Origin of the sequence: Micromonospora tulbaghiae (assembly GCF_900091605.1) — a bacterium.
Classification (GTDB): Bacteria; Actinomycetota; Actinomycetes; order Mycobacteriales; family Micromonosporaceae; genus Micromonospora; species Micromonospora tulbaghiae.
Genome location: NZ_FMCQ01000013.1, coordinates 1 through 24,085, shown reverse-complemented (window position 1 = coordinate 24,085; position 24,085 = coordinate 1). Strand labels below are relative to the sequence as shown.

Here is a 24,085-nt window from a genome sequence, read left to right as displayed (position 1 = left end):
ATCGGGACACAAACTCCTTGATCAACCACTAGGGGTGCGGGTCAGGCGGGGGTGCAGGTCACCGCGGGGGTGGAGTTGGTGCCCTGCCAGGTGCCGATGAAGCCGAAGCTGGTGCTCGCGCCCGCGCCCAGCCGGCCGTTGTAGTCGACGTTGCGGGCGGTGTACGCCGATCCGCTGTTGCTGACGCTCGCGTTCCACGCCTGGGTGACGGACTGGCCGTTCGCGTACGTCCAGCGCACCGTCCAGCCCGTGATCGCCGCGGCTCCGGCGGTCACCTTGACCTCGCCCTGGAAGCCGCCCTGCCACGAGTTACCGACGGTGTAGGTGGCGGTGCAGCCACCGGACGGCGGGGGCGTGGTGGTCGGCGGCGGCGTCGGGCTGGGGCTGCCAGTCGGCGTCGGCGTCGGGCTCGGGCTGCGGGTGGGGCTGGTGGTCGGGGTCGGGGTGCTGCCGGCGTACACCGACGCCTCGCGGGAGGTGGCCGCGATGCCGTCGGCGCCGTTGAAGATCCGCTGACCCCAGCTCGTGAGCTGCGCCGGGTTGAACGCGGTGGTCATGTCCAGGTACTCCACGCCGCCGCCGTTGCCGCTCCACGACCAGCCGAGGTAGCCGATGCCGTTGGCCTGGCTGTACGCCATGATGGCGTCCTCGTCCGGGTTGCCGTCGGAGTGGTTGAAGCCGAACTCGCCGACCACGATCGGCAGCCCGGCGGTACGGAACCGGCCCAGGTAGTCGCTGATCTCGGCGGCGGTGTCGAACACGCCGTACATGTGGATGGAGAAGACGGTGTTGCGCTGCGGGTCGGCGGCGAACACGGTGCCGGCGTTGTCGCGCATGGTGAACGACCAGTCCTGGCCCCAGTTCGGCGCGTCCACCATGATCGTGTGGGTCAGGCCGGCGGCGCGCAGCCGCTTGATCGCGTTCGAGGTGTCGGTGGTCCAGGCGCTGTAGCCCTGGTTGCCGAACGGCTCGTTGCCGATGTTGACGATGACGTACTTCTCCTGGCCCTTGAGCACGTCGGCGATGCTCAGCCAGTAGTCGGTGGCCTTCGCCAGCGTGGCGGCGGCGCCTTCCTCGCCGTACCCGGTGGTGTCGTGCACCTCCAGCACACAGATCAGCCGGTTGGCCTTGCACAGCGAGATCACGTTGGCCACGTCGGCGGCGCTGTTCTTCGTCCAGCGGTCGCCGCTGGCCAGCACCACCCGGACGGTGTTCGCGCCGAGCGCCTTGATGTCGGCGAACGAGCTGGTCTGCTGCGGGTACCAGGTGTGCGCGTGGTTGACCCCGCGCATCACGAACTCGACGCCGTTGGCGTCGTAGAGCCGCCCGTCGGAGACGGAGAACCCGGTGGCGGCGTGGGCCGGCTGCCCGAGGGCGAAGACGGCGGCGAGGGCCGTCAGCAGGGCGGCGCCCGCGACGGAGAGCAGTTTCTTCATGGCTGTCCTCAGGGGAAGGTCTCCCCCGTGCCCGAGCGGGGGTGCGGTGACGGTGACGAGGTGGTGGCGGCTGAGCCCGGTAGCCGCCGCCCGGTTCCCGAACGGACGCAGGCATCAGCGTAGGGCGATGGAAGGCGCGAGGCAACCGGTTAAGCGGTTTCGGCCGGGACGCGGTGACGGTTGACCGGCCGCATGAGCTGAACCGGTTAAGGAACGGCGCGGAAGCGGACAGCAGGGTTGACCCGCGCCGGGCGGGGTATCCGGTGACGATCCGCCCGGGAAGGAGACGTGCCATGGTCAACGTCGGTTACACCCTCATGTGCGAGCAGGCCGGCCCGAAGGAACTGGTCGACCACGCCGTACGCGCCGAGGCCGCCGGCTTCGACCATCTGGTCATGTCCGACCACTACTACCCCTGGCTGGAGTCCCAGGGCCACTCCCCGTACGCCTGGTCGGTGCTCGGCGCCGTCGCGCACGCCACCAGCCGGGCCGAGCTGATGTCGTTCGTAACCTGCCCGATCCGGCGGTACCACCCGGCGGTGGTGGCGCAGAAGGCCAGCACCATCGGCGTGCTCTCCGACGGCCGGTTCACGCTGGGTCTGGGCGCCGGGGAGAACCTCAACGAACACGTTGTGGGCGGATGGCCGCACGTGCAGCAGCGGCACGAGATGTTCGAGGAGGCGTTGCAGATCATCCGTCCGCTGCTCAACGGCGAGACGCTGACGTTCTCCGGCAACCACTTCGACGTGCCCGACGCGTACGTCTGGGACCGCCCCGAGCGGCCGGTGCCGATGGCGGTGGCCGCCTCCGGGCGGCAGTCGGCGACGCTGGCCGCCGAGTACGCCGACGCCATGATCGCCACCGACCCGCTGTCCCACCTGATCGACATGTACGAGGAGGCGGGCGGCGCGGGCCGCCCCCGCTACGGGCAGGTGGCCATCTGCTACGGCCCGGACGAGGACGAGTGCCGCAAGATCGTGCACGACCAGTTCCGCTGGTTCGGCCTGGGCTGGAAGGTCAACGCCGACCTGCCCGGCCCGGAGTCGTTCGAGGCGGCCACCCAGTTCGTCCGGGAGGAGGACGTGGCCGAGGGCATCTCCTGCGGCCCGGACACCGACCGGCACGTGGAGGCGTTCAAGAAGTTCGTCGACGCGGGCTTCACCCACGTCGCGCTGATCCAGGTGGGCGGCGGCACCCAGCCGATGTTCCTCGACTGGGCCCAGGAGGAGCTGCTGCCCCGGCTGCGCGAGCTGTGACCGTCGCGCCGTCCCCGCCGGGGCGCTTCCGCCCCGCCGAGCTGCGCCTGGCGCTCGCCGCGCCCCGGCCGGCCGGCGGGCTGACCAGCGAGTTCCGGCAGGTCGGCGGGCTGCGGGCGCACACCCGCCGCTCCGCCGGCCCGGGCGGGGACGGACCGCCGATGGTGCTGGTGCACGGCCTGGCCGTGTCGCACCGCTACCTCACCCCGCTGGCCGTCGCGCTGGCGCCGCGCCGGCCGGTGTACGTGCCGGACCTGCCCGGCTTCGGGCTGACCGAACGCCCCGCCGCCGCGTACGACGTGGACCGGCACGTGGCGTTCCTGGTCGACTGGCTCGACGCGTACCGGCTGGGTCCGGTCTGCCTGCTCGGCCACTCCTTCGGCGCGGAGGTCGCCGCCGCGCTCGCCGCCCGTCACCCCGGCCTGGTCCGCGCCCTGGTGCTGGCCGGCCCGACCAGCGACCCGGCCGCCCGGTCCCGGCGCGGTCTGGTCGGCCGGTGGCTGCGGGACACGCTGCGGGAGGCGACGTGGCAGGCGCCGATCCTGCTGCGCGACGTGACCGACGCCCGGCCGTGGCGGGTGTTCGCCACGCTGTCCCACTCCGTCCGCAACGCGGTCGAGGAGGATCTGGCCCCGATCACCGCGCCCACGCTGGTGCTGACCGGCGCCCGCGACCCGGTCGCGCCGGCCGCCTGGCGGGAGCAGGTCGCCCGGCTGGTGCCGGACGCCCGGTCGGTGGCCGTGCCGGGCGCGGCGCACAACGTGGTCACCACCGCACCGACCCAGGTCGCGGACGCCGTCCACGACCTGCTCACCACCCCAGCGAGGAGTTGACGCCATGCGTATCGGGAACACCGAGATCCGGCCCGCCGGAGGCGGGCTCGGCTGCCTGCTGATGATCCTCTTCTCGATCGTCGCCTCGGTGGTGCTGACGGTGCTGCTCAACCTGCTCCTGTAGAACCCGGCCCGGCACGCGCGGCGGCGACACCAGAATGGGGCATGCCCCTGCTGACCGCGCTGCCGCTGGCGCTGGAGATGGTCGCCGGGTCGAAGCTCGTCAGCGCCGTCGTCCTCGCCGCCGGCCGCCACCCGCGCCGCAGCTCCGTGGCCTACCTGGCCGGCGTCACGGTGGGCGTGCTCGGGCCGTTGACGCTCTGGTACGCCGTGTTCCGGGTGGTGCGGCACACCGCCGTGCACGGCATCGGGGTGGGCGGCAGCCGCCGGCTCATCGACTGGATCGTGCTGGCCCTGCTGGCGGTCCTCATGGTGGTCACGTTCCGCAGGCGGCGGCGCGACCGGCCGCCCGGGTGGCTGCGCCGGTTGCAGGACCCGCGGCCCTCGTACGCCTTCGGTCTGGGGCTGCTGCTGGCCGTCGCCGTGCCGAGCGACCAGCTGGTCATGGCGTCGGTCGCGGGCAGCACGGCCGGGCACGGCCGACCGTGGTGGCACCTGCTGCCGTTCACGGCGCTCACCGTGCTGCTGCTGGCCCTGCCGCTGCTCACGCTGTTGGTCTTCGGCGAGCGCGCGGAGCGGCTGCTCCCCGCCTTCCGTTCCTGGACCGACAGGCACTCCTGGATGGTCAGCGAGACGGTCATCCTGATCTTCGCGGCCTTCGTGGTCGCCGACCTGGCAGGGTCGTTCAACCGGCCGTGAGGTCCACCTCGGCCAGCACCGGATAGTGGTCGGAGGCCGAGTCGGCGTCACCGTCGCGGACCACCCGCACCGCGCGTACCCGATCGGCCAGCGCCGGGGTGGCGAGCAGGTAGTCCAGCCGCATCCCGGCGAACTCGGCGCCGCCGTGGCGGGTCGGCACGGTCAGGCCGCCCGGTTCGTCGCCGCCCGAGCGCGGCCACAGGTCCACCAGCCCGGCGTCGAGCAGCCGGGCCACCGCCCGGGTGTCCACGGTACGGCCGTCGCGGCGCAGGTGCCGCCGCCGGTACGGGGTGGCCAGCCCGGCCAGCCGGGCGGTGTGGTCGGCGGTGGGCTCCAGCGTGTTCAGGTCACCGGCCAGCAGAGCCAGCGCTCCCCCGGTACGCCGCAGCGCGGCGGCCAGCCAGTCCGCCTCCATCCGCCGCCGCCCACCGGAGTACGGGTTCAGATGAGTGCTGAACACGGTGAGCGGACCCGCGCCGGTGGCGATCTGGGCCCGGGCGGCGGCGTGGTGGAACGGGCGTCGGACCCGCCCGGCGCGCAGCACCCGCAGCGGCGGGCGGACCAGCACCGCCACCGGCTGGCCGAAGCAGGACCGGGCCAGGTGCGCCTCCATCCCGAGCCGGTCGGCCAGACCGCCCAGCGTGGCGTCCATGCCGCGCAGCTCCTGCAACGCCAGCACGTCGGGGCGCTGCGCGGTGACGACCGAGACGATCCGGTCCCGGCGGTCGGCGCCGCCGCCGTCCCGCCCGCCGGTCCGGATGTTCCAGGTCATCACCCGCAGCATCGGCTCAGTCCGGCCGCGCGGCCTTGGCCAGCTCGTCGTCCAGCTCGTCGACCTGTTCGGACTCGATCGCCGGCCGGTTGCCCTCGTACACGTCGGCGTTCGGCTTGATCACCCAGTACAGCAGCGACAGCCAGAGCGCGCCGAGCAGGATCGCGCCCATGAAGTCGGTCGGGTGGTGCATGCCCCGGTACATCCGGGAGGTGGCCACGCCCACCGGCATCAGCACGGCCATGCCCACGAACAGCCACCGCCACCACCTGTCGGTACGCGGGAACACGATGACCGCCATCGCCACCCAGAGGCAGATGGTCGCCGCGATGTGCCCGGAGGGGAACGACGAGGTCGGCATCTGCCCGTCCAGGTTCTCCACCGGCGGCCGGGGCCGGTCCACCACCCGGGCGCTGGCCAGGAACAGGCTCAGCTCGCCGAACATCGCCAGCACCACGTACAGCACCGGCCGCCACCGCCGCCACACGGCCAGCACGATCGGGCAGAACACCAGCGAGACCAGCAGGATGGCGTGGGTGTCGCCGAACTTGCTCCACCACCAGCTCAGGTCCGTGAGCGCGTCGGTGTGCCGCTCGGCGAACCAGCGCGGCACCTCGGTGTCGAGCGTGTCGAAGAACGTGCCCTTGGCGTGGTAGCTGACGAACATGCCGAACGCGTAGAGCACACCGAAGACGATCACCCAGCCGACCAGCAGCTCGGCCACCGCCGAGCGCGGGTGCTCCAGCACCTTCTCCTCGTCCGGCGCGAGCGCCAGCTCCTCTCCCGCCTCCGGCTCCAGGCCCTCACGCAGCGGCGGCACCGGCCGGCCGCGCTCGCGCCGCCACAGCCGGAAGGCGTACGCGGTGACGCCCAGCCAGGCCGCGCCGAGCAGCCAGCCGCCGATCACGTCCGACACGAAGTGCACGCCCAGCGCGATCCGGGTCAGCCCGACCAGGAAGATCAGCACGCCGGCGACGGCGATGGCGGGCTTGCGCCAGCGCGGCGACATGGCCGGCAGGAACACCAGCAGCAGCGCCCCGTACGCGACGAACGAGCCGAGCGCGTGACCACTGGGGAAGCTGTTGCCCGGTGCGCTGGCGATCGGCACGTCCACCACCGGGCGCAGCCGCCCGACCAGCGCCTTGAGCGACGGGTCGAGGATCAGCCCGCCGACACCGGTGACGATCAGGTAGACCGCGAGCCGGGACTGGCGGCGGATCAGCAGGCCCACCACCGCGATGGTGACCAGCCAGATCAGCACCGGCCGCCCGCCCAGGTCGGTGATCGCCTGGAGCACTGTGACCAGCGGGCCGTGCGGGGCCACGAGGTTGTTGAACCACTCGGCCACCGCGTGGTCGGCGTCACCCAGCGGGCTCCACCGGAACCGGACCAGCATGAGCAGCACGCCGAACCCGACTCCCGCACCGGCCACGGCGAGCAGGCCCGCGAGGCTCCGCTCCGCGAAATGGCTGAGCGGCCGGCTCCCGGCTTCCTTGACCGCGGTCACACCGCACCTCCCTCGTTCCTCTGCGAGGCGCGCTGTACCCGATCGGCGTGTTCCGTACACGCCGGACCGGCGCGGCGTCCACGCCGGACCGGCCGTGGCGTCAGAGCGAGGTCATCTCACCGGTGTCGAACAGCTCCGCCCGCTGCGCCTCCGGCTCCCACAGGTCCGGCTGGGCGGGCTCCTCCACCCCGATGCGCATCGCCTCCAGCTGGGCGGCGAAGGCCAGCCCGCCGAACAGCGCCATCCCGGTGAGGTTGGCCCAGAGCAACAGGGCCATCATGCCGGTCAGCGCGCCGTAGGTCTGGCCGAATCCGCCGCTGTACTTCACGTAGGCGGCGAGCAGCAGGCTGGCCAGCCACCAGATCGCGATGGCGATGGCCGCGCCGAAGAAGAGCCAGGACAGGCCGGGCTGGCGGCGGCGCGGGGCGTGCCGGAACAGCACCGCGACGGCCAGCACGGTCAGGCCGAGGCTCAGCGGCCAGCGGATCACGTCCCACCCGGCCATGGCGAGGTCGCCCCACTCGTAGTGCCGCCGGACCGACTCGCCCATCGCCCGCCCGCCGACCAGGATCAGGAAACCGGCCAGCGCGGGCACACCGGCGACCAACGCGAGGATCGCGGCGCGCAGGTACTTGGCGAGCGCCGGGCGGTCCCGCTCGACGCCGTAGATCCGGTTGGCGCCCCGCTCGATCTGCGCCATCGTGGTGGTCAGCGCGACCAGCCCGGTGAGCAGGCCGAGGGTCAGCGCCAGCTCACCGGCGCTCTCGGTGCGCTCGCTGTCGGTCAGCAGGTCCTGCACCATGGCTTCGCTCTGGCCGGGGGTGATGGCCAGCACGGTGTCGGCGACGACCTTGCCGCCCTCGTCCACGCCCAGGTCGGTGATGAGGCCGGTGAGCGCGATCAGGAACGGCACCACCGCCAGGCAGAGCTGCAACGCCAGCGCCCGGGAGTGGCTGAAGCCGTCGCCGTAGCGGAACCGGATGAACGCGTCCCGCAGCAGGCACCAGCCGCCGTGCCGGCGCAGTGTGTGCCAGGCGTCGTCGGCGGACAGCTCGTTCTCGGCCATCAGCCGGGTCTCGGGGACCAGCTTGGTGCTACTCACGGCGGGCCTCCTCGACCAGGTGCTCACCACGCTCGGCGGCCGCGTCGGCGTCCTCCGCCAGGTCGGGGTGCTCCTCGGGCCGCGGCACGCAGAGCCAGAGCGACTCGGGGCGGATGGTGGCCTTCAGCGACCGGCCCGGCTCGATCAGGTCGCCGTCGAGCTGGCGGGGCTGCGCCCGGGTGCTGGTGATCTCGACCGAGCGGGCCCGGAACACCTCCATCCCGGGCACCCTGTCGCGGCGACGCAGCACCGCCCAGCCCATGGCGAGCCAGTGGCGCAGCGTACGCGGCGTCAGCACCGCCACGTCCAGCCAGCCGTCGTCCGGCTCGGCGTCGGTGAGCAGGCGTACCCCGCCCTGGAGCCGCCCGACGTTCGCGACCAGGACCGAGCGGGCCCGGCGGCGCAGCGGCGGCTTGCCGTCGATGCGCACCGAGACCCGCATCGGCCGGTCGCGCAGGTGCCGGGCGGCGCCCATCACGTACGCCGGCCAGCCGATCCGCTTCTTCGTGGTCTCGGAGGTGGAGTCGAGCATCTGGGCGTCGAAGCCCATCCCGGCCATCACCGCGAAGCACTTGTCGCCGACCACGCCGACGTCGAGGCGGCGCATCCCGCGCTCGACGGCGACCTCCAGCCCGGCGGCCAGGTCGTTCGAGAGGCCGAGGTTGGCGGCCAGCAGGTTGCCGGTGCCCTGGGGCAGTACGGCCAGTGCCACGTCGGTGCCGGCCAGCGCGGTCACGCAGGCCATCACCGTGCCGTCGCCGCCGCAGGCGAAGACGACCTCCGCGCCCGCCTCGACGGCCTGTTCCGCCTGCCCGCGGCCCGGGTCCTCGACTGTCGTCTCGTACCAGGCCGGGGCCGGCCACCCGGCGGCGGCGAGCGCGCCGTCCACGGTGCGGCGGAACTCGTCCAGGTCGGCCACCTTCACCGGGTTGACCACCACTGCCGAGCGCGGGGTGCGGTTCTCCGCGTTCACCGGGCGCTTGTCGTCTTCGCCGTCCACGGCGTCAGTGTGCAGGACACGGGGCGTGACGGCGACCCGGCGCAGCGGGACGTTGCGAGGACCGCAAACAGGTTTGAAACCCGGGTGGCCTCAGATGGCCTCAGGCGGCCTCGCGCAGCGCCGCGTCGACGCGGCGGCGCAGGTCGTCGATGTCCGCGCCGGCCTCGGTCAGCACCACCGCGGCCAGGCCGTTTCCCTCGCGCAGCAGGCCGAGCAGGATGTGTTCGGTGCCGATGTGCCGGTGGCGCAGCCGCAGCGCCTCGCGCAGCGACAGCTCCAGCACCTTCTTGGCGTGGGGCGAGAACGTGCCGTGGTGCGACCCACGACGCCACCACCGGCGCGGACGCGGGGTCGCCTCGCGCAGCGCGTCGGGGCCGAAGGACTCCTCGATCCGGGCCACGATCGCGGCGAGGTCGATGCCGATCTCGCGCAGCGCCGCGGCGTCCGCCGCACCGAGCCCGTCCACGCCCTGAGCGGTGTGGCGGGCCACCGCGGCGCGCAGGGCGTCGGCGTCGACGCCGCCGGCAGCCAGCAGCCGTACCGCCAGGTTGTCGCGGTCGGCGAGCACGCCCAGCAGCAGGTGCTCGGTGCCGACCGGCCGCCTTCCCTCGGTGCGGGCCTCGTCGAGCGCGTGGTGCACCACGGCACGGGCCCGGTCGGTGAATCGTTCGAACATCACGCCTCCCAGCTCTCGCGCACCGCCGGTCGCCCGGCGTGCTTCTTGTGGACCGCCTGCCGGCTGACCTCGAGGGCGTCGGCGATCTCCTGCCACGACCAGCCCTGCCGCCGGGCGTTGTCGACCTGGATCACCTCGAGCCGTTCGAGCAGCCGGCGCAGGGCGAGCACCGCGCGCAGGCCGACCTTGGGGTCGGTGCTGCCGGCGGCCGCCGCGAGTTCCGTCGCTTGACTCATGCTGTCAATGTAGGTTGACACACTCTCGTCTGTCAACCCTGGTTGACAGACGAGGCGGCCTGCCGCTGTCCGGCCCGTCCCGGTGTTAGGTTCCGCTGGTGTTCCGCCGCCGTCCGCTGGACCGGCCGGTCGAGTCCGCGCGCCGGCTCACCGCCGGCCGCCTCACCCTGGAGATCGCCGGCGGCAGCGTGGTCGGGCACCGCTACCCGGAGAACTACGACGTGCTGCACGTCGACCCCGAGCTTCCGCTCGCGGTGGTCTGCGACGGGATGGGCGACGGCCTGGGCAGCCGGGTGGCCGGCACGACCGCCGCGGAGACGTTCGTCGCGCAGGTCCGCGCCGGCTGGCCCGCCGTCGGCGCCGCCGCGCTGCGGGCCGCCGTGGCCGAGACGCAACGGCGGGTACGCCAGGCCGGCGCGGCGCAGTCCGGCCTGACCGGGTGCACGCTCACCGCGCTGGTGATCGAGCCGGACGGCGATCAGGGCTGGCTGGTGCAGCTCGGCGACTCGCGGGCGTACCGGCTGCGCGACGGGCTGCTGGAGCTGGTCACCGTCGACCACACCATGGCCTGGCTCGGCCTGCTGCACGGCTGGTGGCCGGCCGACTCGCCGGAGGCGGCGCGGGCGCGCTACCAGCTGCTGCGCTACGTCGGCCACCCGGACCGGCCCGAGCCGGACCTGCTCGCCGTGCCGCTGCGCCGGGGCGACACCTGGCTGCTGTGCACCGACGGCATCAGCGACCAGCTGGGCTACCACCGGCTGCGTGACCTGCTCTCCGCGCGACGCGACCCGGCGCGCACCGCCGAGGCCCTGCTCGCCGCCAGCCTGGACGAGGGCGGCGAGGACAACGCCACAGCCGTCGTGCTGCGCGTACACCCGGCGCTGCCCGCCCCGCGCTGACCGCCAGTTCCGCCGACCCGCTCCGGCGCACCCGGTCCCACGACTACGGTGGGTGAAAAGCAGGGGTCGGGAGGTGAGCCGGGGTGGCCGCACCCAGCCACGGCGCGGTGGTGGTCGGCGTCGGCCGGTCCGAGGCCGATCTGACAGTGGTCCGCACGGCCGCCGCCGAGGCCGCCGCCCATGACCGGCCGCTGCACCTGCTGCACGCGTTCAACTGGGCCACGACGCCCGGTCCCGCCCCGGCCGGCGGCACCCGCACGGACGCGGAGAACGTGCTGGAGCACGCCGGACAGGTCGTCGCCGAGTGCGCGCCGCAGGTGCCGGTCAGCGGCCGGATCGTCGAGGGCTCTCCGGTCGAGGCGCTGCTACGGGTCGCCGACACCGCGTTCCTGATCGCGCTCGGTGACGGGGGCATGTCCGCCCATCCGGACCGCGTACCTGCCGACACGCCGGCCGTGGACGTGGCCGCCCGGGCCGGCTGCCCGGTGCTGGTCGGGCGCACCGAGCCCGCCCCGCCCGGCCCGCTGCTCGTCGGCTTCGACGGGTCGCCCAGTTCGCAGGCCGCCCTCGGTTACGCCTTCGACTGCGCGCAACACCGCGGCGCCCGCCTGCTCGCCGTCCGGGTGATCGAGCCGGAGGCCGGCGACCGCGACGACGGGCGGCTGGAGGAGGCGGTCACCCGGACGGCCCTGCGGTACCCCCGCGTCGCCGCCGACTGCGAGACCGTCCACGGTGACCCGAAGTCCGTCCTGCTCGACCGGTCCCGCGCGGCGCAGCTCGCGGTGGTGGCCGCCTGGGGAGACGGGCCGATAGGGTCCACTCTGGGCGCGGTCAGCCAGTCCCTGCTCTACCACTCGCCGGCCCCGCTGATCGTCGTACGGGGAGTCGCCGCGGACGCCGGGGACGGGTCATGACGCCCGCGCGAGGCGGGACCTACGGCCCTGACCGGCGACCCCCGACGGGGGCGACGCTGGACGCGCCGGGGAAGAAGATGTGGTCCCTGAGTGGCAGCCGACCCCGAGCCACGAGAGGCTAAGGCAGCATGGACACCGCGGTGAACCTGCACAGCCCCCTGACCGAAGACGAGTTGCGCCGGCTGGACGCCTACTGGCGCGCGGCGAACTACCTGACCGTCGGCCAGATCTATCTGCTCGACAACCCGCTGCTGCGCGAACCACTCAAGCCCGAGCACGTCAAGCCGCGTCTGCTGGGCCACTGGGGCACCAGCCCCGGGCTCAACCTGCTCTACACGCACCTCAACCGGGTCATCGTGAACCGGGATCTGTCCGCCATCTTCGTCACCGGCCCGGGCCACGGCGGCCCGGCGCTGGTGGCGAACACCTGGCTGGAGGGCACCTACAGCGAGCTGTACCACAGCATCCCCCGGGACGAGACCGGCATGCAGCGGCTGTTCCGGCAGTTCTCCTTCCCGGGCGGCATCCCGAGCCACGTGGCGCCGGAGGTGCCGGGTTCGATCCACGAGGGCGGCGAGCTGGGGTACGCGCTGAGCCACGCGTACGGCGCCGCGTTTGACAACCCGGACCTGCTCGTGGCCTGCGTGATCGGCGACGGCGAGGCGGAGACCGGCCCGCTGGCCGGGAGCTGGCTGTCGAACGTGTTCCTCAACCCGGCCCGCGACGGCGCGGTGCTGCCGATCCTGCACCTCAACGGCTACAAGATCGCCAACCCGACGGTGCTGGACCGGATCCCCGGCGAGGACCTGCGGGACATGATGCGCGGCTTCGGCTACGAGCCGTACGTGGTCGAGGGCGACGACCCGGCGACCGTGCACCAGCTGCTGGCCGCGACACTCGACCGGGCGGTCGACGAGATCGCGGCGATCCAGCGCCGGGCCCGCTCCGGCGAGCACGTCGAGCGCCCCCGCTGGCCGATGATCGTCCTGCGGACGCCGAAGGGCTGGACCGGTCCGTCCCGGGTCGACGGCAAGCAGGTCGAGGGCACGTTCCGCGCCCACCAGGTGCCGATCTCCCAGGTCCGGGACAACCCGGAGCACCTGGCCGAGCTGGAGCGCTGGCTGCGCAGCTACCGGCCGGAGGAGCTGTTCGACGCCACCGGCGGCCCGGTCGCCGAGGTGGCGGAGCAGCCGCCGACGGGTGACCGCCGGATGAGCGCCAACCCGGTCGCGAACGGCGGCCGGCTGCTGCGCAACCTGGAGCTGCCGGACTTCCGCGACTACGCGGTCGACGTGCCGACGCCGGGTGAGCCGATGGCCGGCGCGACGGGCGTGCTCGGTCCCTGGGTCCGCGACGTGATCGCGCGCAACCCGGAGACGTTCCGCCTGTTCGGCCCGGACGAGGTCGCCTCGAACCGGCTCGGTGCGGCGTTCGAGGTGACCGACCGTGCGTTCGTGGGCGCCGAGGTGCCCGGCGACGACCACCTCTCCCCCGACGGCCGGGTGATGGAGGTGCTCTCCGAGCACCTGTGCCAGGGCTGGCTGGAGGGTTACCTGCTGACCGGCCGGCACGGCATCTTCACCAGCTACGAGGCGTTCATCCACATCGTCGACTCGATGGTCAACCAGCACGCCAAGTGGCTGAAGGTGACCCGGAACATCCCGTGGCGGGAGCCGGTGGCGTCGCTGAACTACCTGCTGTCCAGCCACGTGTGGCGCCAGGACCACAACGGCTTCTCGCACCAGGATCCGGGCTTCATCGACCACGTGGTGAACAAGAAGGCCGAGGTGGTCCGGGTCTACCTGCCGCCGGACGGCAACACGCTCCTGTCCACCATGGACCACTGCCTGCGCAGCCGGCAGTACATCAATGTGGTGGTGGCCGGCAAGCAGCCCGCGCCGAACTGGCTGACCATGGACGAGGCGATCCAGCACTGCCGCCGCGGCCTGGGCATCTGGGACTGGGCCAGCAGCGACGACGGCACCGAACCGGACGTCGTGCTCGGCTGCGCCGGTGACGTGCCGACGCTGGAGACGCTCGCCGCCGTCGACCTGCTGCGCCGGCACCTGCCCGACCTGAAGGTGCGGGTGGTCAACGTGGTCGACCTGATGCGCCTGCAGCCGCCGTCGGAGCACCCGCACGGCCTGCCGGACAACGAGTTCGACACCATCTTCACCCGCGACAAGCCGGTGATCTTCGCGTACCACGGCTACCCGTGGCTGATCCACCGGCTCACCTACCGCCGTACCAACCACGAGAACCTGCACGTGCGCGGCTACAAGGAGGAGGGCACCACCACGACCCCGTTCGACATGGTGATGCTCAACGACCTGGACCGCTTCCACCTGGTCATCGACGTGATCGACCGGGTGCCGGGGCTGCGGTCGCGCGCCGCGCACCTGCGCCAGGACATGGTGGACGCCCGCCAGGCCTGCCGCGACTACACCCGCCGCTACGGCGAGGACGACCCCCGGGTCGCCGAGTGGCGCTGGATCAGGGAGAACGACCCCGCGGTGAGGAGTGGCGAATGAGCGACGACGAGATCCTGGTCGGCTACGACGGCTCCTCGGACGCCGCCGTCGCCCTCAACTGGGCGCTGGACGAGGCGGGCCGCTCGGGACGGCCGGTACGCCTGGCGTACGTCTTCGAGTGGTTGACGGTGACCGGCTGGATCGGGCCCGGCGTGGCGCCCGGCGTGTGGCCGGACGAGGCCGCCCGGCAGCAGGTCGAGGAGCTGGTCCGCAAGGCGGCGGCGGACGCCGCCGCCGACCGGCCGGGCCTGACCGTGCACGGCGAGGTGTTCGACGGGCCGCCCGCGCTGGTGCTCCAGGAGCGGTCCGCCGACGCCGGGATGCTGGTGCTCGGCAGCCGGGGCCACGGCGGCTTCGGCGGGCTGCTCGCCGGTTCCACGGCGGTCTCGGTCACCGCGCACGCCCACTGCCCGGTGGTGGTGGTCCGCGACGGCCAGGCCGCCACGTCCGGGCCGGTGGTGGTCGGCTCGGACGGCTCGGAGTCCGCACTGCGGGCGCTCGGCTTCGCCGTCGAGCGGGCCGCGCAGCGGGACGTGCCGCTGCGGGTGCTGCGGGCCTGGGAGCCGCCGGGCGACCGGTGGGTGCCGCCGGACTTCGACCCGGAGCAGGTCGCCGCGAGCGAGCGGGCCGCCGCCGAGGCGGAGCTGGCGCCGTGGCGGGAGAGCTTCCCCGACGTGCCGGTGGAGATCGAGGCGGTCCCCGGCAGCGCGTCGGCGCTGCTGGTGGAGGCGAGCCGGTCGGCGCAGCTGGTGGTGGTCGGCAGCCGGGGCCGGGGCGGCCTGCGCGGCATGCTGCTCGGCTCGGTCAGCCAGCAGCTCATCCAGCACTCGCACTGCCCGGTGGCTGTGGTCCGCGAGCGCTGACTCAGCGGCCGGGCGCGGTGGAGCCCTCCTCCGGGTTGAGCGAGAAGTAGTCCTCCTCCTCCTGGGCCAGGTGCAGGCGCAGCACCGCGTCCAGGCCGTAGAGCGCGGCCAGCAGATCGGGCACCTCGTCACGGCGCAGCCGGCCGTCCGGCTGCGCCGTGAGGTGCCCGCCGATCCGCTCCACCAGCCGCACGATCTCCACGTGCGCCCGGCTCATCGTGGAGGTCGCCTCGGCGCTGCCGAGCGGCCCGGCCAGCGCCGGGTAGAGCTGCCGGTCCTCGGCCGCCTCGTGCGGCAGCACCTCGTCGACCAGACGCCGGTGCACCTCGCGCAGCGCCGGCAGGCACGCCGGGTCGTCCGGGCGGGTCGCCACCATGTCGGCGGTGTCCCGCAGCGCCGCCAGCACGTCGCGCACGCCGCCGTGCTCGCCCGCGTACCGGTCGATCAGCTCGACGGTGTGCGCCGGCAGGTCCCGCCGCCGCAGGCCGCCGCCGAGCGCGCGCAGCGCGTTGAGGATCACCAGGACGTCGATGCCCTCCTGGAGGAACGCGCCGGCCACCGGGGGCAGCCGGCCCGCGGCGGCCACCAGCATCGCCAGCACCGCCAGACCCATCCCGACGGTGGCGCTCTGCACCGCGATGCGGCGGGCGTACCGGGCGATCTCGACCGCGTCGGCGAGCCGGTCCAGCCGGTCCACGGTGAGCACCGCGTCGGCCACGTCCGCCGAGGCGGTCGCCCCGGTCGCGCCCATCGCCACCCCGACGTGCGCCTCGGCCAGCGCCGGGGCGTCGTTCACGCCGTCGCCGACCATCACTGTCACCGCGTGCGCCGACTCCTCGCGTACCCGCTCGGCCTTCTCCTGCGGCGAGCACCGCGCGATCACGTCGTCCACGCCCACGACCTGCGCGACCTGCCGGGCCGTGCCCGGCCGGTCGCCGGTGACCATGACCAGCCGGGTGAGGCCCGCCTCGCGCAGCCGCCGCACGGTCCGGCGGGCGTCCGGGCGGACCGGGTCCTCCAGCAGGATCGCGCCGAGCGGCCCGTGGTCGTCGCTGACCCACACCGCGGAACGCCCGGCCCGTTCGGCGCGCTCACCGAGCCGGGCCGCCCACTCCGGCGGTTCCCCGGCGAGCTGCCCGACGTGCACCATCCGCCCGTCGACGCGCCCGCTCACCCCGTGCCCCGGCTCCTCGGTGACCTGCGTCGGCTCGGCCAGCGGCAGCCCGCGCTCGCGGGCCTGCCGGACCAGCGCGGCGGCCAGCACGTGCGGGGAGAGCTGCTCGACCGAGGCGGCCAGGCGCAGCACCTCGTCCCGGTCACCGCCCGGCGCCACCACCACCTCGGCCGCCCGGGGCCGGCCCGCGGTGAGCGTGCCGGTCTTGTCCAGCAGGAGGGTACGGGCGCGGCCGAGCTGTTCCAGCGACCCGCCGTCACGGACCAGCACACCACGGCGGGCCACCCGGGACAGCCCGGAGACCACGGCGATCGGGGTGGCCAGCAGCAGCGGGCACGGTGTCGCCACCACCAGCACCGCCACCGCCCGGAGGAACTCGCCGGACAGCAGCCACGCCAGCCCGGCCAGCACCAGCGTGAACGGCACGAACGCGGCGGCGTACCGGTCGGCCAGCCGTACCATCGGGGCCTTGCGGGCGGTGGCCTCGCCGGCCAGGCGGACGATGCCGGCATACGTGCTCTCCGCCGCGTTGCGGCGGGCCCGCAGCCCGAAGCCGGCGCCCGCGTTGACGACGCCGCTGGCCACCTCCTCCCCGGCCGCGCGGGTGACCAGCTGCGACTCGCCGGTGACCACCGACTCGTCGAGCGTGGCCGCCTCCTCGACCACGCCGTCGACAGGCACCACGTCGCCCGGCCCGACGACGAGGCGGTCCCCCACCGCGACGCGGTCCAGCGGCACCACCTCGATCCCGCCGTCCGGGGTACGCCGGCGTGCCTGCCGGGGCGCGCGTTCCAGCAGCGCCCGCAGGTCGCGGGTGGCGCGGCGCTGGGCGTACTCCTCCAGCGCCCGCCCGGTGGCGACCATCACCGCGATCACCGCCCCGGCCAGGTACTCGCGCACCAGCAGCGCGCCGAGCAGCGCCAGCACCGCGATGACGTCCACCCCGAACTGCCGCAGCCACAACTGGCGCAGCGTCGTCCAGGCCGCCGGCACCAGGGCGACCACCGTGACCGCCGCCCAGACCAGCCGGGCGGCGTCGTGCGCGCCGACGAACCACAGCGCCGCCCCGGCCAGCACCGCCACCGTGAGCAGCACCAGCGGCACCCACTCGGCCCAGGCCCGCCGCGGGGCGCGGGCCGGCTGCCCGGGTACGCACTCGCGTGGTTCGCTTCCCACGTGTGGATCGTCTCAGCCCGGACCTGGAGCGGGCGGGACGACGCGGGTAATCCGGCCCTGCGGGGCGGCCGGGCATGCCCGAGGATGGAGCGGCATCCCCACCCGGGCGTCCCGGGCGTGGGGCACGATGGGGAAAACAGGAAAGGTCGTGACGATGAGCCACGAGACGCCGGCCGGCGATCGCCCGTTGACCACCGCGCTCGCGGAGGCCGCCGGAATGGCCGGCCACGCCCCCTCGGTGCACAACACGCAGCCGTGGCACTGGACGGTCCTGCCCGACGCGCTGGAGCTGCGGGTGGTCCGCGAACGGCACCTCAGCGCCATGGACCCGGAAGGGCACCTGCTGGTGGTGAGCTGCGGCGCTGCGCTGCACCACGCCCGGGTGGCGCTGGCCGCCGAGGGCTGGACCCCGGTGGTGGAGCGGCTGCCCGACCCGAAGGAACCCGACCTGCTGGCCCGGATCACCACCCTCAAGCACACCGGCGCCGACCCCGACGCCATGCGCGTCGTGCAGTGCATGCAGGTGCGGCACACCGACCGGCGACCGGTCAGCGACGAGCCGATCCCCACCGCCGCGCTGAACGACATCGACCGGGCCGCCACGCTGGAGGGGGTGAACCTGCAACTGCTCGACGACACCCAGAAGATCCAGCTCGCCGGCGCCGCCCAGCAGGCCGCCGCCGTCGAGGCGGACAGCCCGGAACTGCGCGAGGAACTGGCGTACTGGACCAGCCGGGCCGGCACCGGCACCGGGCTGCCGCCGGAGGTGCTGCCCGAGCAGGCGCCGCAGACGACCGTTCCGGCCCGCGACTTCGGCCGCGCCGGCTCGCTGCCGATCGGTCCCGGCCACGACAAGACCGCCGTGTACGGGATCCTGTGGGGCTCCGACGACGAGACGCTGAGCTGGCTGCGGGCCGGTGAGGCGCTCTCCGCCGCCTGGCTCACCGCCACCCGGCACGGGGTGTCGCTGGTGCCGCTGTCCGGTGTGGTGGAGGTCGAGGGCACCCGCGAGGTGCTGCGGCAGATGCTCGCCGGCCTGGGCTTCCCGTACATCAGCATGCGGCTCGGCCTGGCCGACCCGAACCACGCCGGGCCGCCGCACACGCCCCGGCTGGACGTCGCCCAGACGGTCGACACCTCGGCGGTCCGCGACCGTCTCGCCTGACCGGTCTCGATCACGGCGGCCACCGGGCGATACCATCGCCCGGTGGCCGCCGCACCCCAGTCCCCGCACGAGCACGTCGCGCCGTCGCTCGGGCTGACCCCGCTGTCCCGCGTCCGCCTGGACGAACTGCTCCAGGAGATGCTCGACCGCGTCGGTGAGGTGGTGACCAGCCGCGAGCGGCTACGGGCCCTGCTGGACGCGGTCGTCGGCATCGGGTCCGACCTTGATCTGCGCAGCACGCTGCAGCGGATCGTGCAGTCGGCGTGCGAGCTGGCCGGCGCCCGCTACGGCGCGCTCGGCGTGATCGGGCCGGACCGCATGCTGCACGACTTCATCGTCCACGGCATCGGCCCCGAGCTGCACGCGAAGATCGGCGAGCTGCCGCACGGGCGGGGCGTGCTCGGCCTGCTCATCGACGAGCCGAAGCCGCTCCGCATGCCCGACATCACCAAGCACCCCAACTCGTACGGCTTCCCGCCGAACCACCCGCCCATGCACAGCTTCCTCGGCGTGCCGGTGCGCATCCGCGACCACGTCTGGGGCAACCTCTACCTGGCCGAGAAGCAGGGCGCGACCGAGTTCACCGAGGACGACGAGGAGATCGTGGTCGCGCTGGCCGCTGCGGCCGGCGTGGCGATCGAGAACGCCCGCCTCTACGCGCTGGCGCACCGCCGCGAACGCTGGCTGGCCGCCGCCGCGGAGATCACCTCGGTGCTGCTCGGTGAGGTACGCCGTACCGACGCGCTGACGCTGGTGGCCCGCCGCGCACGTGAGGTCGCCGAGGCCGAACTGGCCCTGGTGCTGCTCTACGACGAGGACGAGGCCCAGTTCACCGTCGAGGTGGTCGACGGCGCCGACCCGGTCACCCGGGAACTGGTCGGCGCGGTGCTGCCGGCCGCCGAGACCAGCTTCGCCGCGTCCGTCACGCAGGGCCGCCACGACCAGGTCGACGACCTCGCCGCCGCGGCGCCCTGGCCCCGGCCGGTGGTCGCCGGGCCGGCCGTGGTGTCCCCGCTCGCCGCCGCCGACGCGCTGCACGGCGTCCTGGTGATCGGTTACCGGCCCGACCACGGGCCCGCAGCCGACGACGACCTCGCCCTGCTCGCCAGCTTCGCCGGGCAGGCCGCGCTGGCCATGGAACGGGCCCGCGGGCAGGAGGAGCGGGAACTGCTGGTGGTCCTGGAAGACCGCGAGCGCATCGCCCGCGACCTGCACGACGTGGTGATCCAGCGGCTGTTCGCCACCGGCCTGCAACTGCAGAGCGGCGCGATGAACGCCCGCCCCGAGGCGGCCAAGCGGATCAACCAGGCGGTCGACGACCTGGACGCCACCATCCGCGACATCCGCCGCACCATCTTCGAGCTGCGTACCCCGATGAGCGCGGCGCTGCGCACCGAGATCCGCGAGGCGATCGAGGTGGCCGCCGAGTCGCTCGGCTACCGGCCGGACCTGGAACTGGTCGGCCCGATCGACAGCGCCGTCCCCGAAGACCTGCGCCCCGAACTCACCGCCGTGCTGCGCGAGGCGCTGTCCAACGCGGTACGCCACGCGCACGCCGACCGGGTGTCGGTGCGCGTACGCGTCGACGCCGGCCGGGTCGAGATCACCGTCACCGACGACGGTGTCGGCTGCGACCCCGAGGCGGCCCGCAGCGGCCTGGTCAACCTGCGGGAGCGGGCCGAGCGGCTGGGCGGCGAGTTCACGCTGCGCCGGGCCGAGCCGCGCGGCACCGAGGTGCGCTGGAGCGTCCCGCTCGACTGAGGAGCCGTCAGGTGTTCTTGCCGAGCAGGCGGGTGGCCAGCACCGCCGCCTGGGTACGCCGCTCCAGGCCCAGCTTGGCGAGCACGCTGGAGACGTAGTTCTTCACCGTCTTCTCGGCGAGGAACATCTTCCCGGCGATCTCCCGGTTGGTGAGCCCCTCCGCCACGTACTCCAGGATCCGCCGCTCCTGCTCGGTGAGCGACTTCAGCTCCCGCGGCTGCTCCACGCCGCTGCGGATGCGCTCCAGCACGCGGGTGGTGATCGCCGGGTCGAGCAGGGACTGCCCCGCCGCCACCCGGCGGACCGCGTCCACCAGGTCGGTGCCGCGGATCTGCTTGAGCACGTACCCGGCGGCGCCCGCCATGATCGCCGCGAACAACGCCTCGTCGTCCTCGTACGAGGTGAGGATGAGCCCCTTGATCGAGGAGTCCACGGCGCGGACGTCCCGGCACACGTCGATGCCGTTGCCGTCGGGCAGCCGAGCGTCGAGGATCGCCACGTCGGGGCGCAGCGCCGGGATGCGGCGCGTCGCCTCCTGGGCCAGGCCGGACTCGCCGACCACCTCGATGTCGCCGCTGCTCTGGAGCAGGTCGGCAAGGCCACGACGGACGACCTCGTGGTCGTCGAGCAGGAACACCCGGATCATCCGTCCTTTCTACCCGCTTTCCCGCCCCCGTAGCACGGGTCGAAAGTCCCGTCCTGCCCGCGCCGGCCGGGACCGACGGCCGGGACCAGGTGGGGACCTCCGGCCCTGCTCACCGCGCCGCCCGCTGACGCACCGTAGTGGTGTACCCGGCCGGGGAAGCCGGCGCCGCACGAGAGGGAGCACCACCATGACGACCGAATACACCGGCGAGCAACTGCGGGCCGCGGTCGCCGACGCGGTCCGGGCACCGTCGCTGCACAACACCCAGCCGTGGCGGTTCCGGCTCGTCGACGGCGGCATCGAGGTGTCCGTCGACCCGCTGCGCGGCCTGCCCGCCACCGACCCGACCGGCTGGGGCACGCGCATCGCCGCCGGGGCGGCGCTGTTCAACCTGCGGCTGGCACTCGCCGTCGCGGGCACCCCGGCCACTGTGCGGCTGCGCCCGTACCCCGCCGACCCGGACGTCGTGGCCCGGCTGGTGCCGGACGTGCCGCGCCGCCCCACCCCGGTCGAGCAGAGCCTGTACGGGGCGATCAGCCACCGGTTCAGCAACCGCGCGCCGTTCTGGCCCGACCCGGTGCCGGCCGAGGCCCGCTGGCGGCTCGGCGAGGCGGCCCGCGCCGAGCAGTGCTGGCTGGAGCTGGTGATCGGCACCACCGCCGTCAACGCCGTCGCCGAGGTCGCCCGCAGCGCCCACCGCGTGCTGGAACGCGACCCCGCGTACGTGGCCGAACGGGCCGAGTGGATCCGCTCCGAGCCGGCCCCGGACGGCGTGCCCGCCGGCGCCGGCGGACCGCAGAGCGAGCCGCAGGACCTGCTGCCCCAGCGCGGCTTCGGCGGACGCAACCGCGCCCCCGGCCGCGACTTCGAGCCGGAGCCGCTGGTAGCGGTGCTCGGTTCGGCCGGCAACACCTCGGCCGACCAGATCCTCGCCGGGCAGGCGCTGCAGCGGGTGCTGCTCACCGCCACCGACGCCGGACTGAGCGTGTCGATGCTGTCCCAGCCGATCGAGGTGCCCGCCGCGCGGGAGGCGCTGCGGATGTCACTGGGCCGGTTCGGCACCCCGCAGATGGTGATGCGGATCGGGTACGGCCAGCCCGGTCGCGCCACCCCCCGCCGCCCCGTCGAGGAGGTGCTGGACCTGCCGGTCGCGTCGGCCTGACCCGTACCCCTCCGCAGGTCAGGCCGACAGCGCTCCCTCCGCCTGCCCGCGCGGCCCTCGCTCCGGCGGCCCGTGCGGGCGGCCAGTCCCGGTCAGGCCGGGAGCGCGGCCAGCAGGGCGGCCTCCCGCTCCGGTGCCAGGCCGACCGGGGCGCGCGCCGGACGCCCCGCGCGGTCCGGCACGCGCCCCACCTCGCGCAGCCACCGCCAGGTGTCGGCGACCGTCTCGGTCACCGGCCGGCAGACCAGCCCCGCCGCGTACGCGCGTTCCACGTCCCGCTCCTGCAACCAGCGGTACTCGTGCCCGCGCGGAATCCACACCGGCAGGTCGTTCCACGGCTCCACCCCGGCGGCCAGGATCGGCTCCGGCGCGGTCCACCGCAGCGTCGCGTCCGACCCGGTCACCGCCACCGCCGCGTCGAGCAGGTCACCCATCGTCGCGTGCCCGGTGCGACCCACCACGTTGTACGCACCGCCGACGCCCTCGGCACCCCGGTCCAGCAGCCAGGTCGCCAGGTCACGGACGTCCACGTACTGGATCGGCAGGTCACGCGGCCCCGGTGCCAGCACGTCCCCGCCCCGGGCGATCCGGTTCAGCCACCACGGCAACCGCCCGATGTCCTCCCCCGGCCCCAGGATCAGCCCGGCGCGCGCCAGCAGCGCCCGGTCACCGAACACCCGCGTCGCGGCGAGCTCCCCGCCGGCCTTGTTCGCCGGGTAGTCACCGTCCTCGGCGTCCGCGTCGGCCGGCACCGTGGGCGCCTCCTCGCCGCTGCCGGGCGCGACGGGTGGCGCGTACACCGATCCGCTGGACACGTAGACGTAGTGCGCCACCGCGCCTTCCAGCGCCGACGCCGCGTCCCGTACCGCCCGGGGCGCGCCGTCCCAGGTGTCCACCACCAGATCCCACTCGCCGCCGGTGAGCGCGGCCAGCCCGTCCGGCGCGGTCCGGTCACCCCGCAACCGGTGTACGCCGTCCGGCACCCGCCCGTGCACGCCCCGGTTGAACACTGTCACCTGCCAGTCGCGGCGTACCGCCTCGGTCACGACCGCACCACCGACAAAGCCCGTACCGCCAAGCATCAGGAGTCGCATAGGTCCCAGCGTGCCGCCCCGTGTCGGGTACGGCGTGCCCTGTTCACGGTCAGCGGATCTGCCAACGGCAGAACCCGGCCTCCCGTCACTGCGGGCGCCACCGCCCTCCGGACGGCGGGCCACGTCGGGGCCGGGGCAGGTCCGGTGGGACGAGTCCGCCGCGCCCTCGCCCCTCACCGTCGATCTTGGAGTTGTGGCGCCTGGGATGCCCGGTTAGCGCACTTCGCGAGGTGCCACAACTCCAAGATCGACGAGTGCACCCCGGAGTTCACGGCGCCCCTGTCGCCAGCCTCGATCAACAGCCGCCCCAAGGCCGCCCTGACGCCCCGGACCGCCCTGGCAGCCCGGACCACCCTGGCCGCCCTGGCCGCCCTGGCCGCCCTGGCCGCCCTGGCCGCCCTGGCCGCCCTGGCCGCCCGCGATCTTGCATTTCGGTGCCCCGCAACCCGCGCGAATGGGACACGCGGAGGGCTCGAACTGCAAGATCACAGGGGACCTCGTCGCGCCTCATCCCGCGCTAGGCGACGTCGCCCAGCCGGCCACGTGCGCCCCGCCTCGGACTGGTCGATCATGAGGTTGGCGGCGTTTGGTGTCCGGTTTGTCGCCGCCAACTTCATGATCGACCCACCCAGGGTGGATGCCCGTGAGGCCGCCCCTGCATGTGATCAGTGGATGCTGGCGGTGGCGGGTGCCCTGCTGCCCGCCTCCCCCGCCTCGGCGACCTGAGCCGTCTGTAGATCTTGGTGCGAAACGGCCCCTGTGGGGGCGCTTTCGTACCAAGATCTGCGGCTGCTCCCGGGGTACGGACCATGTATCTCAGGTGATGGGAGATCGCACTGGCGAGAAGGGCTCCGAGGTGCTGCTGAGGCTCGGGAGGGCGGGAGTGGCGGGCAGCTTGTCGGTGTGGTGTCCGGTCTGGCGGGGGTGGGTGTGGTGTCCGGTTCGGGGGTGGTGGGCGGCACTCTGACGGCGGAATCGTCGGCGGGTGGGTGGCGTTGTAACCGGGTGAGCGACCGAGCATCAGCCGAGCCGCGCAAGAGGCGCGCTGCCTGCGGGAACAGCC

The 24,085-nt window shown here is 74.0% G+C and carries 19 protein-coding genes and 2 pseudogenes; 10 read left to right on the top strand and 11 right to left on the bottom strand.

The genetic code is table 11. The features are described 5' to 3' along the window. Positions 1 to 41: 41 nt before the first annotated feature. A complete protein-coding gene (locus tag GA0070562_RS28405; protein WP_091427714.1) occupies positions 42 to 1,436 on the bottom strand; it encodes a cellulase family glycosylhydrolase in 1,395 nt (464 codons plus the stop codon). A 293-nt stretch (positions 1,437 to 1,729) separates the two neighbouring features. On the opposite strand from GA0070562_RS28405, the gene GA0070562_RS28400 reads away from it, so the two are divergent. The 3 genes from GA0070562_RS28400 (at position 1,730) to GA0070562_RS28390 (ending at position 4,344) form a co-directional block, all read left to right on the top strand. Next, positions 1,730 to 2,692 carry a TIGR03557 family F420-dependent LLM class oxidoreductase gene (locus tag GA0070562_RS28400; RefSeq protein ID WP_091427712.1) on the top strand — a complete coding sequence of 321 codons (963 nt, stop codon included), beginning with the start codon at positions 1,730 to 1,732 and terminating at the stop codon, positions 2,690 to 2,692. Beyond that, entirely contained in the window at positions 2,689 to 3,525 is an 837-nt protein-coding gene (locus GA0070562_RS28395; RefSeq protein ID WP_091427711.1) for an alpha/beta fold hydrolase, read from the top strand. Before GA0070562_RS28400 ends, GA0070562_RS28395 begins: the two co-directional genes overlap by 4 nt. A 165-nt stretch (positions 3,526 to 3,690) precedes the next feature. Next, complete coding sequence (locus tag GA0070562_RS28390; protein WP_091427709.1) at positions 3,691 to 4,344, top strand: GAP family protein; 654 nt, start codon at positions 3,691 to 3,693, stop codon at positions 4,342 to 4,344. On the opposite strand, the gene GA0070562_RS28385 is transcribed toward GA0070562_RS28390, so the two are convergent. From GA0070562_RS28385 to GA0070562_RS28360, 7 genes and pseudogenes are all read right to left on the bottom strand, one after another. Continuing rightward, complete coding sequence (locus GA0070562_RS28385; RefSeq protein WP_091427708.1) at positions 4,331 to 5,128, bottom strand: endonuclease/exonuclease/phosphatase family protein; 798 nt, start codon at positions 5,126 to 5,128, stop codon at positions 4,331 to 4,333. The two genes, GA0070562_RS28390 and GA0070562_RS28385, sit on opposite strands and share 14 nt — an antisense overlap. A 4-nt stretch (positions 5,129 to 5,132) precedes the next feature. Continuing rightward, entirely contained in the window at positions 5,133 to 6,623 is a 1,491-nt protein-coding gene (locus GA0070562_RS28380; protein ID WP_091427706.1) for a phosphatase PAP2 family protein, read from the bottom strand. Positions 6,624 to 6,723: 100 nt separating this feature from the next. Continuing rightward, positions 6,724 to 7,725 carry a YihY/virulence factor BrkB family protein gene (locus GA0070562_RS28375; RefSeq protein ID WP_091427705.1) on the bottom strand — a complete coding sequence of 334 codons (1,002 nt, stop codon included), beginning with the start codon at positions 7,723 to 7,725 and terminating at the stop codon, positions 6,724 to 6,726. Beyond that, positions 7,718 to 8,725 (bottom strand): diacylglycerol/lipid kinase family protein, encoded by a 1,008-nt coding sequence (locus tag GA0070562_RS28370; protein WP_091427704.1) that lies wholly within the window; start codon positions 8,723 to 8,725, stop codon positions 7,718 to 7,720. The genes GA0070562_RS28375 and GA0070562_RS28370 overlap by 8 nt, the downstream gene beginning before the upstream one ends. A gap of 100 nt (positions 8,726 to 8,825) precedes the next feature. After that, positions 8,826 to 9,044 (bottom strand): annotated as a pseudogene (locus GA0070562_RS31130) (Clp protease N-terminal domain-containing protein); the annotation flags it as partial. A gap of 153 nt (positions 9,045 to 9,197) precedes the next feature. Continuing rightward, a pseudogene (locus GA0070562_RS31125) lies at positions 9,198 to 9,401 on the bottom strand (Clp protease N-terminal domain-containing protein); the annotation flags it as partial. Next, positions 9,401 to 9,637: an HTH domain-containing protein gene (locus GA0070562_RS28360; protein WP_030275209.1), complete on the bottom strand. Its 237-nt coding sequence runs from the start codon at positions 9,635 to 9,637 to the stop codon at positions 9,401 to 9,403. The gene GA0070562_RS28360 and the pseudogene GA0070562_RS31125, both read right to left, overlap by 1 nt. 98 nt (positions 9,638 to 9,735) lie before the next feature. Between GA0070562_RS28360 and GA0070562_RS28355 the strand changes: the two genes are divergently transcribed. From GA0070562_RS28355 to GA0070562_RS28340, 4 genes are all read left to right on the top strand, one after another. After that, positions 9,736 to 10,536, top strand: coding sequence for a PP2C family protein-serine/threonine phosphatase (locus GA0070562_RS28355; RefSeq protein WP_091427701.1), 801 nt, complete (start codon positions 9,736 to 9,738; stop codon positions 10,534 to 10,536). 83 nt (positions 10,537 to 10,619) lie between these two features. Continuing rightward, on the top strand, positions 10,620 to 11,450 hold the full coding sequence (locus GA0070562_RS28350; RefSeq protein ID WP_091427699.1) for a universal stress protein: 831 nt from the start codon (positions 10,620 to 10,622) through the stop codon (positions 11,448 to 11,450). A 128-nt stretch (positions 11,451 to 11,578) separates the two neighbouring features. Continuing rightward, entirely contained in the window at positions 11,579 to 13,981 is a 2,403-nt protein-coding gene (locus GA0070562_RS28345; protein WP_091427698.1) for a phosphoketolase family protein, read from the top strand. After that, complete coding sequence (locus tag GA0070562_RS28340; protein ID WP_091427696.1) at positions 13,978 to 14,844, top strand: universal stress protein; 867 nt, start codon at positions 13,978 to 13,980, stop codon at positions 14,842 to 14,844. The genes GA0070562_RS28345 and GA0070562_RS28340 overlap by 4 nt, the downstream gene beginning before the upstream one ends. A gap of 1 nt (position 14,845) precedes the next feature. On the opposite strand, the gene GA0070562_RS28335 is transcribed toward GA0070562_RS28340, so the two are convergent. Then, positions 14,846 to 17,194 (bottom strand): heavy metal translocating P-type ATPase, encoded by a 2,349-nt coding sequence (locus GA0070562_RS28335; protein ID WP_091427695.1) that lies wholly within the window; start codon positions 17,192 to 17,194, stop codon positions 14,846 to 14,848. A gap of 154 nt (positions 17,195 to 17,348) precedes the next feature. Here GA0070562_RS28335 and GA0070562_RS28330 point away from each other — a divergent pair, with 154 nt between their 5' ends. Next, positions 17,349 to 18,359, top strand: a complete 1,011-nt coding sequence (locus GA0070562_RS28330; protein ID WP_091427694.1) for an Acg family FMN-binding oxidoreductase — start codon at positions 17,349 to 17,351, stop codon at positions 18,357 to 18,359. 93 nt (positions 18,360 to 18,452) lie between these two features. Beyond that, positions 18,453 to 20,120, top strand: a complete 1,668-nt coding sequence (locus GA0070562_RS28325; RefSeq protein ID WP_175438911.1) for a sensor histidine kinase — start codon at positions 18,453 to 18,455, stop codon at positions 20,118 to 20,120. A 7-nt stretch (positions 20,121 to 20,127) separates the two neighbouring features. Here the strand turns inward: GA0070562_RS28325 and GA0070562_RS28320 are convergent, their stop codons facing one another. After that, the gene (locus GA0070562_RS28320) at positions 20,128 to 20,766 is read right to left on the bottom strand and encodes a response regulator (RefSeq protein ID WP_091427689.1); all 639 of its coding nucleotides are present in this window, start codon (positions 20,764 to 20,766) and stop codon (positions 20,128 to 20,130) included. A 187-nt stretch (positions 20,767 to 20,953) separates the two neighbouring features. Here GA0070562_RS28320 and GA0070562_RS28315 point away from each other — a divergent pair, with 187 nt between their 5' ends. Then, complete coding sequence (locus tag GA0070562_RS28315; protein WP_091427686.1) at positions 20,954 to 21,928, top strand: Acg family FMN-binding oxidoreductase; 975 nt, start codon at positions 20,954 to 20,956, stop codon at positions 21,926 to 21,928. Between the two features lie 92 nt (positions 21,929 to 22,020). Here the strand turns inward: GA0070562_RS28315 and GA0070562_RS28310 are convergent, their stop codons facing one another. Continuing rightward, complete coding sequence (locus tag GA0070562_RS28310; protein WP_091427684.1) at positions 22,021 to 23,022, bottom strand: NAD-dependent epimerase/dehydratase family protein; 1,002 nt, start codon at positions 23,020 to 23,022, stop codon at positions 22,021 to 22,023. Positions 23,023 to 24,085: the final 1,063 nt, after the last annotated feature.

What these genes read in the sequence shown, in the direction of transcription:
- GA0070562_RS28405 (WP_091427714.1), bottom strand. Translation starts at nt 1,436, where the DNA reads ATGAAGAAACTGCTCTCCGTCGCGGGCGCCGCCCTGCTGACGGCCCTC.
- GA0070562_RS28400 (WP_091427712.1), top strand. Translation starts at nt 1,730, where the DNA reads ATGGTCAACGTCGGTTACACCCTCATGTGCGAGCAGGCCGGCCCGAAG.
- GA0070562_RS28390 (WP_091427709.1), top strand. Translation starts at nt 3,691, where the DNA reads ATGCCCCTGCTGACCGCGCTGCCGCTGGCGCTGGAGATGGTCGCCGGG.
- GA0070562_RS28385 (WP_091427708.1), bottom strand. Translation starts at nt 5,128, where the DNA reads ATGCTGCGGGTGATGACCTGGAACATCCGGACCGGCGGGCGGGACGGC.
- GA0070562_RS28360 (WP_030275209.1), bottom strand. Translation starts at nt 9,637, where the DNA reads ATGAGTCAAGCGACGGAACTCGCGGCGGCCGCCGGCAGCACCGACCCC.
- GA0070562_RS28345 (WP_091427698.1), top strand. Translation starts at nt 11,579, where the DNA reads ATGGACACCGCGGTGAACCTGCACAGCCCCCTGACCGAAGACGAGTTG.
- GA0070562_RS28340 (WP_091427696.1), top strand. Translation starts at nt 13,978, where the DNA reads ATGAGCGACGACGAGATCCTGGTCGGCTACGACGGCTCCTCGGACGCC.
- GA0070562_RS28330 (WP_091427694.1), top strand. Translation starts at nt 17,349, where the DNA reads ATGAGCCACGAGACGCCGGCCGGCGATCGCCCGTTGACCACCGCGCTC.
- GA0070562_RS28320 (WP_091427689.1), bottom strand. Translation starts at nt 20,766, where the DNA reads ATGATCCGGGTGTTCCTGCTCGACGACCACGAGGTCGTCCGTCGTGGC.
- GA0070562_RS28315 (WP_091427686.1), top strand. Translation starts at nt 20,954, where the DNA reads ATGACGACCGAATACACCGGCGAGCAACTGCGGGCCGCGGTCGCCGAC.
- GA0070562_RS28310 (WP_091427684.1), bottom strand. Translation starts at nt 23,022, where the DNA reads ATGCGACTCCTGATGCTTGGCGGTACGGGCTTTGTCGGTGGTGCGGTC.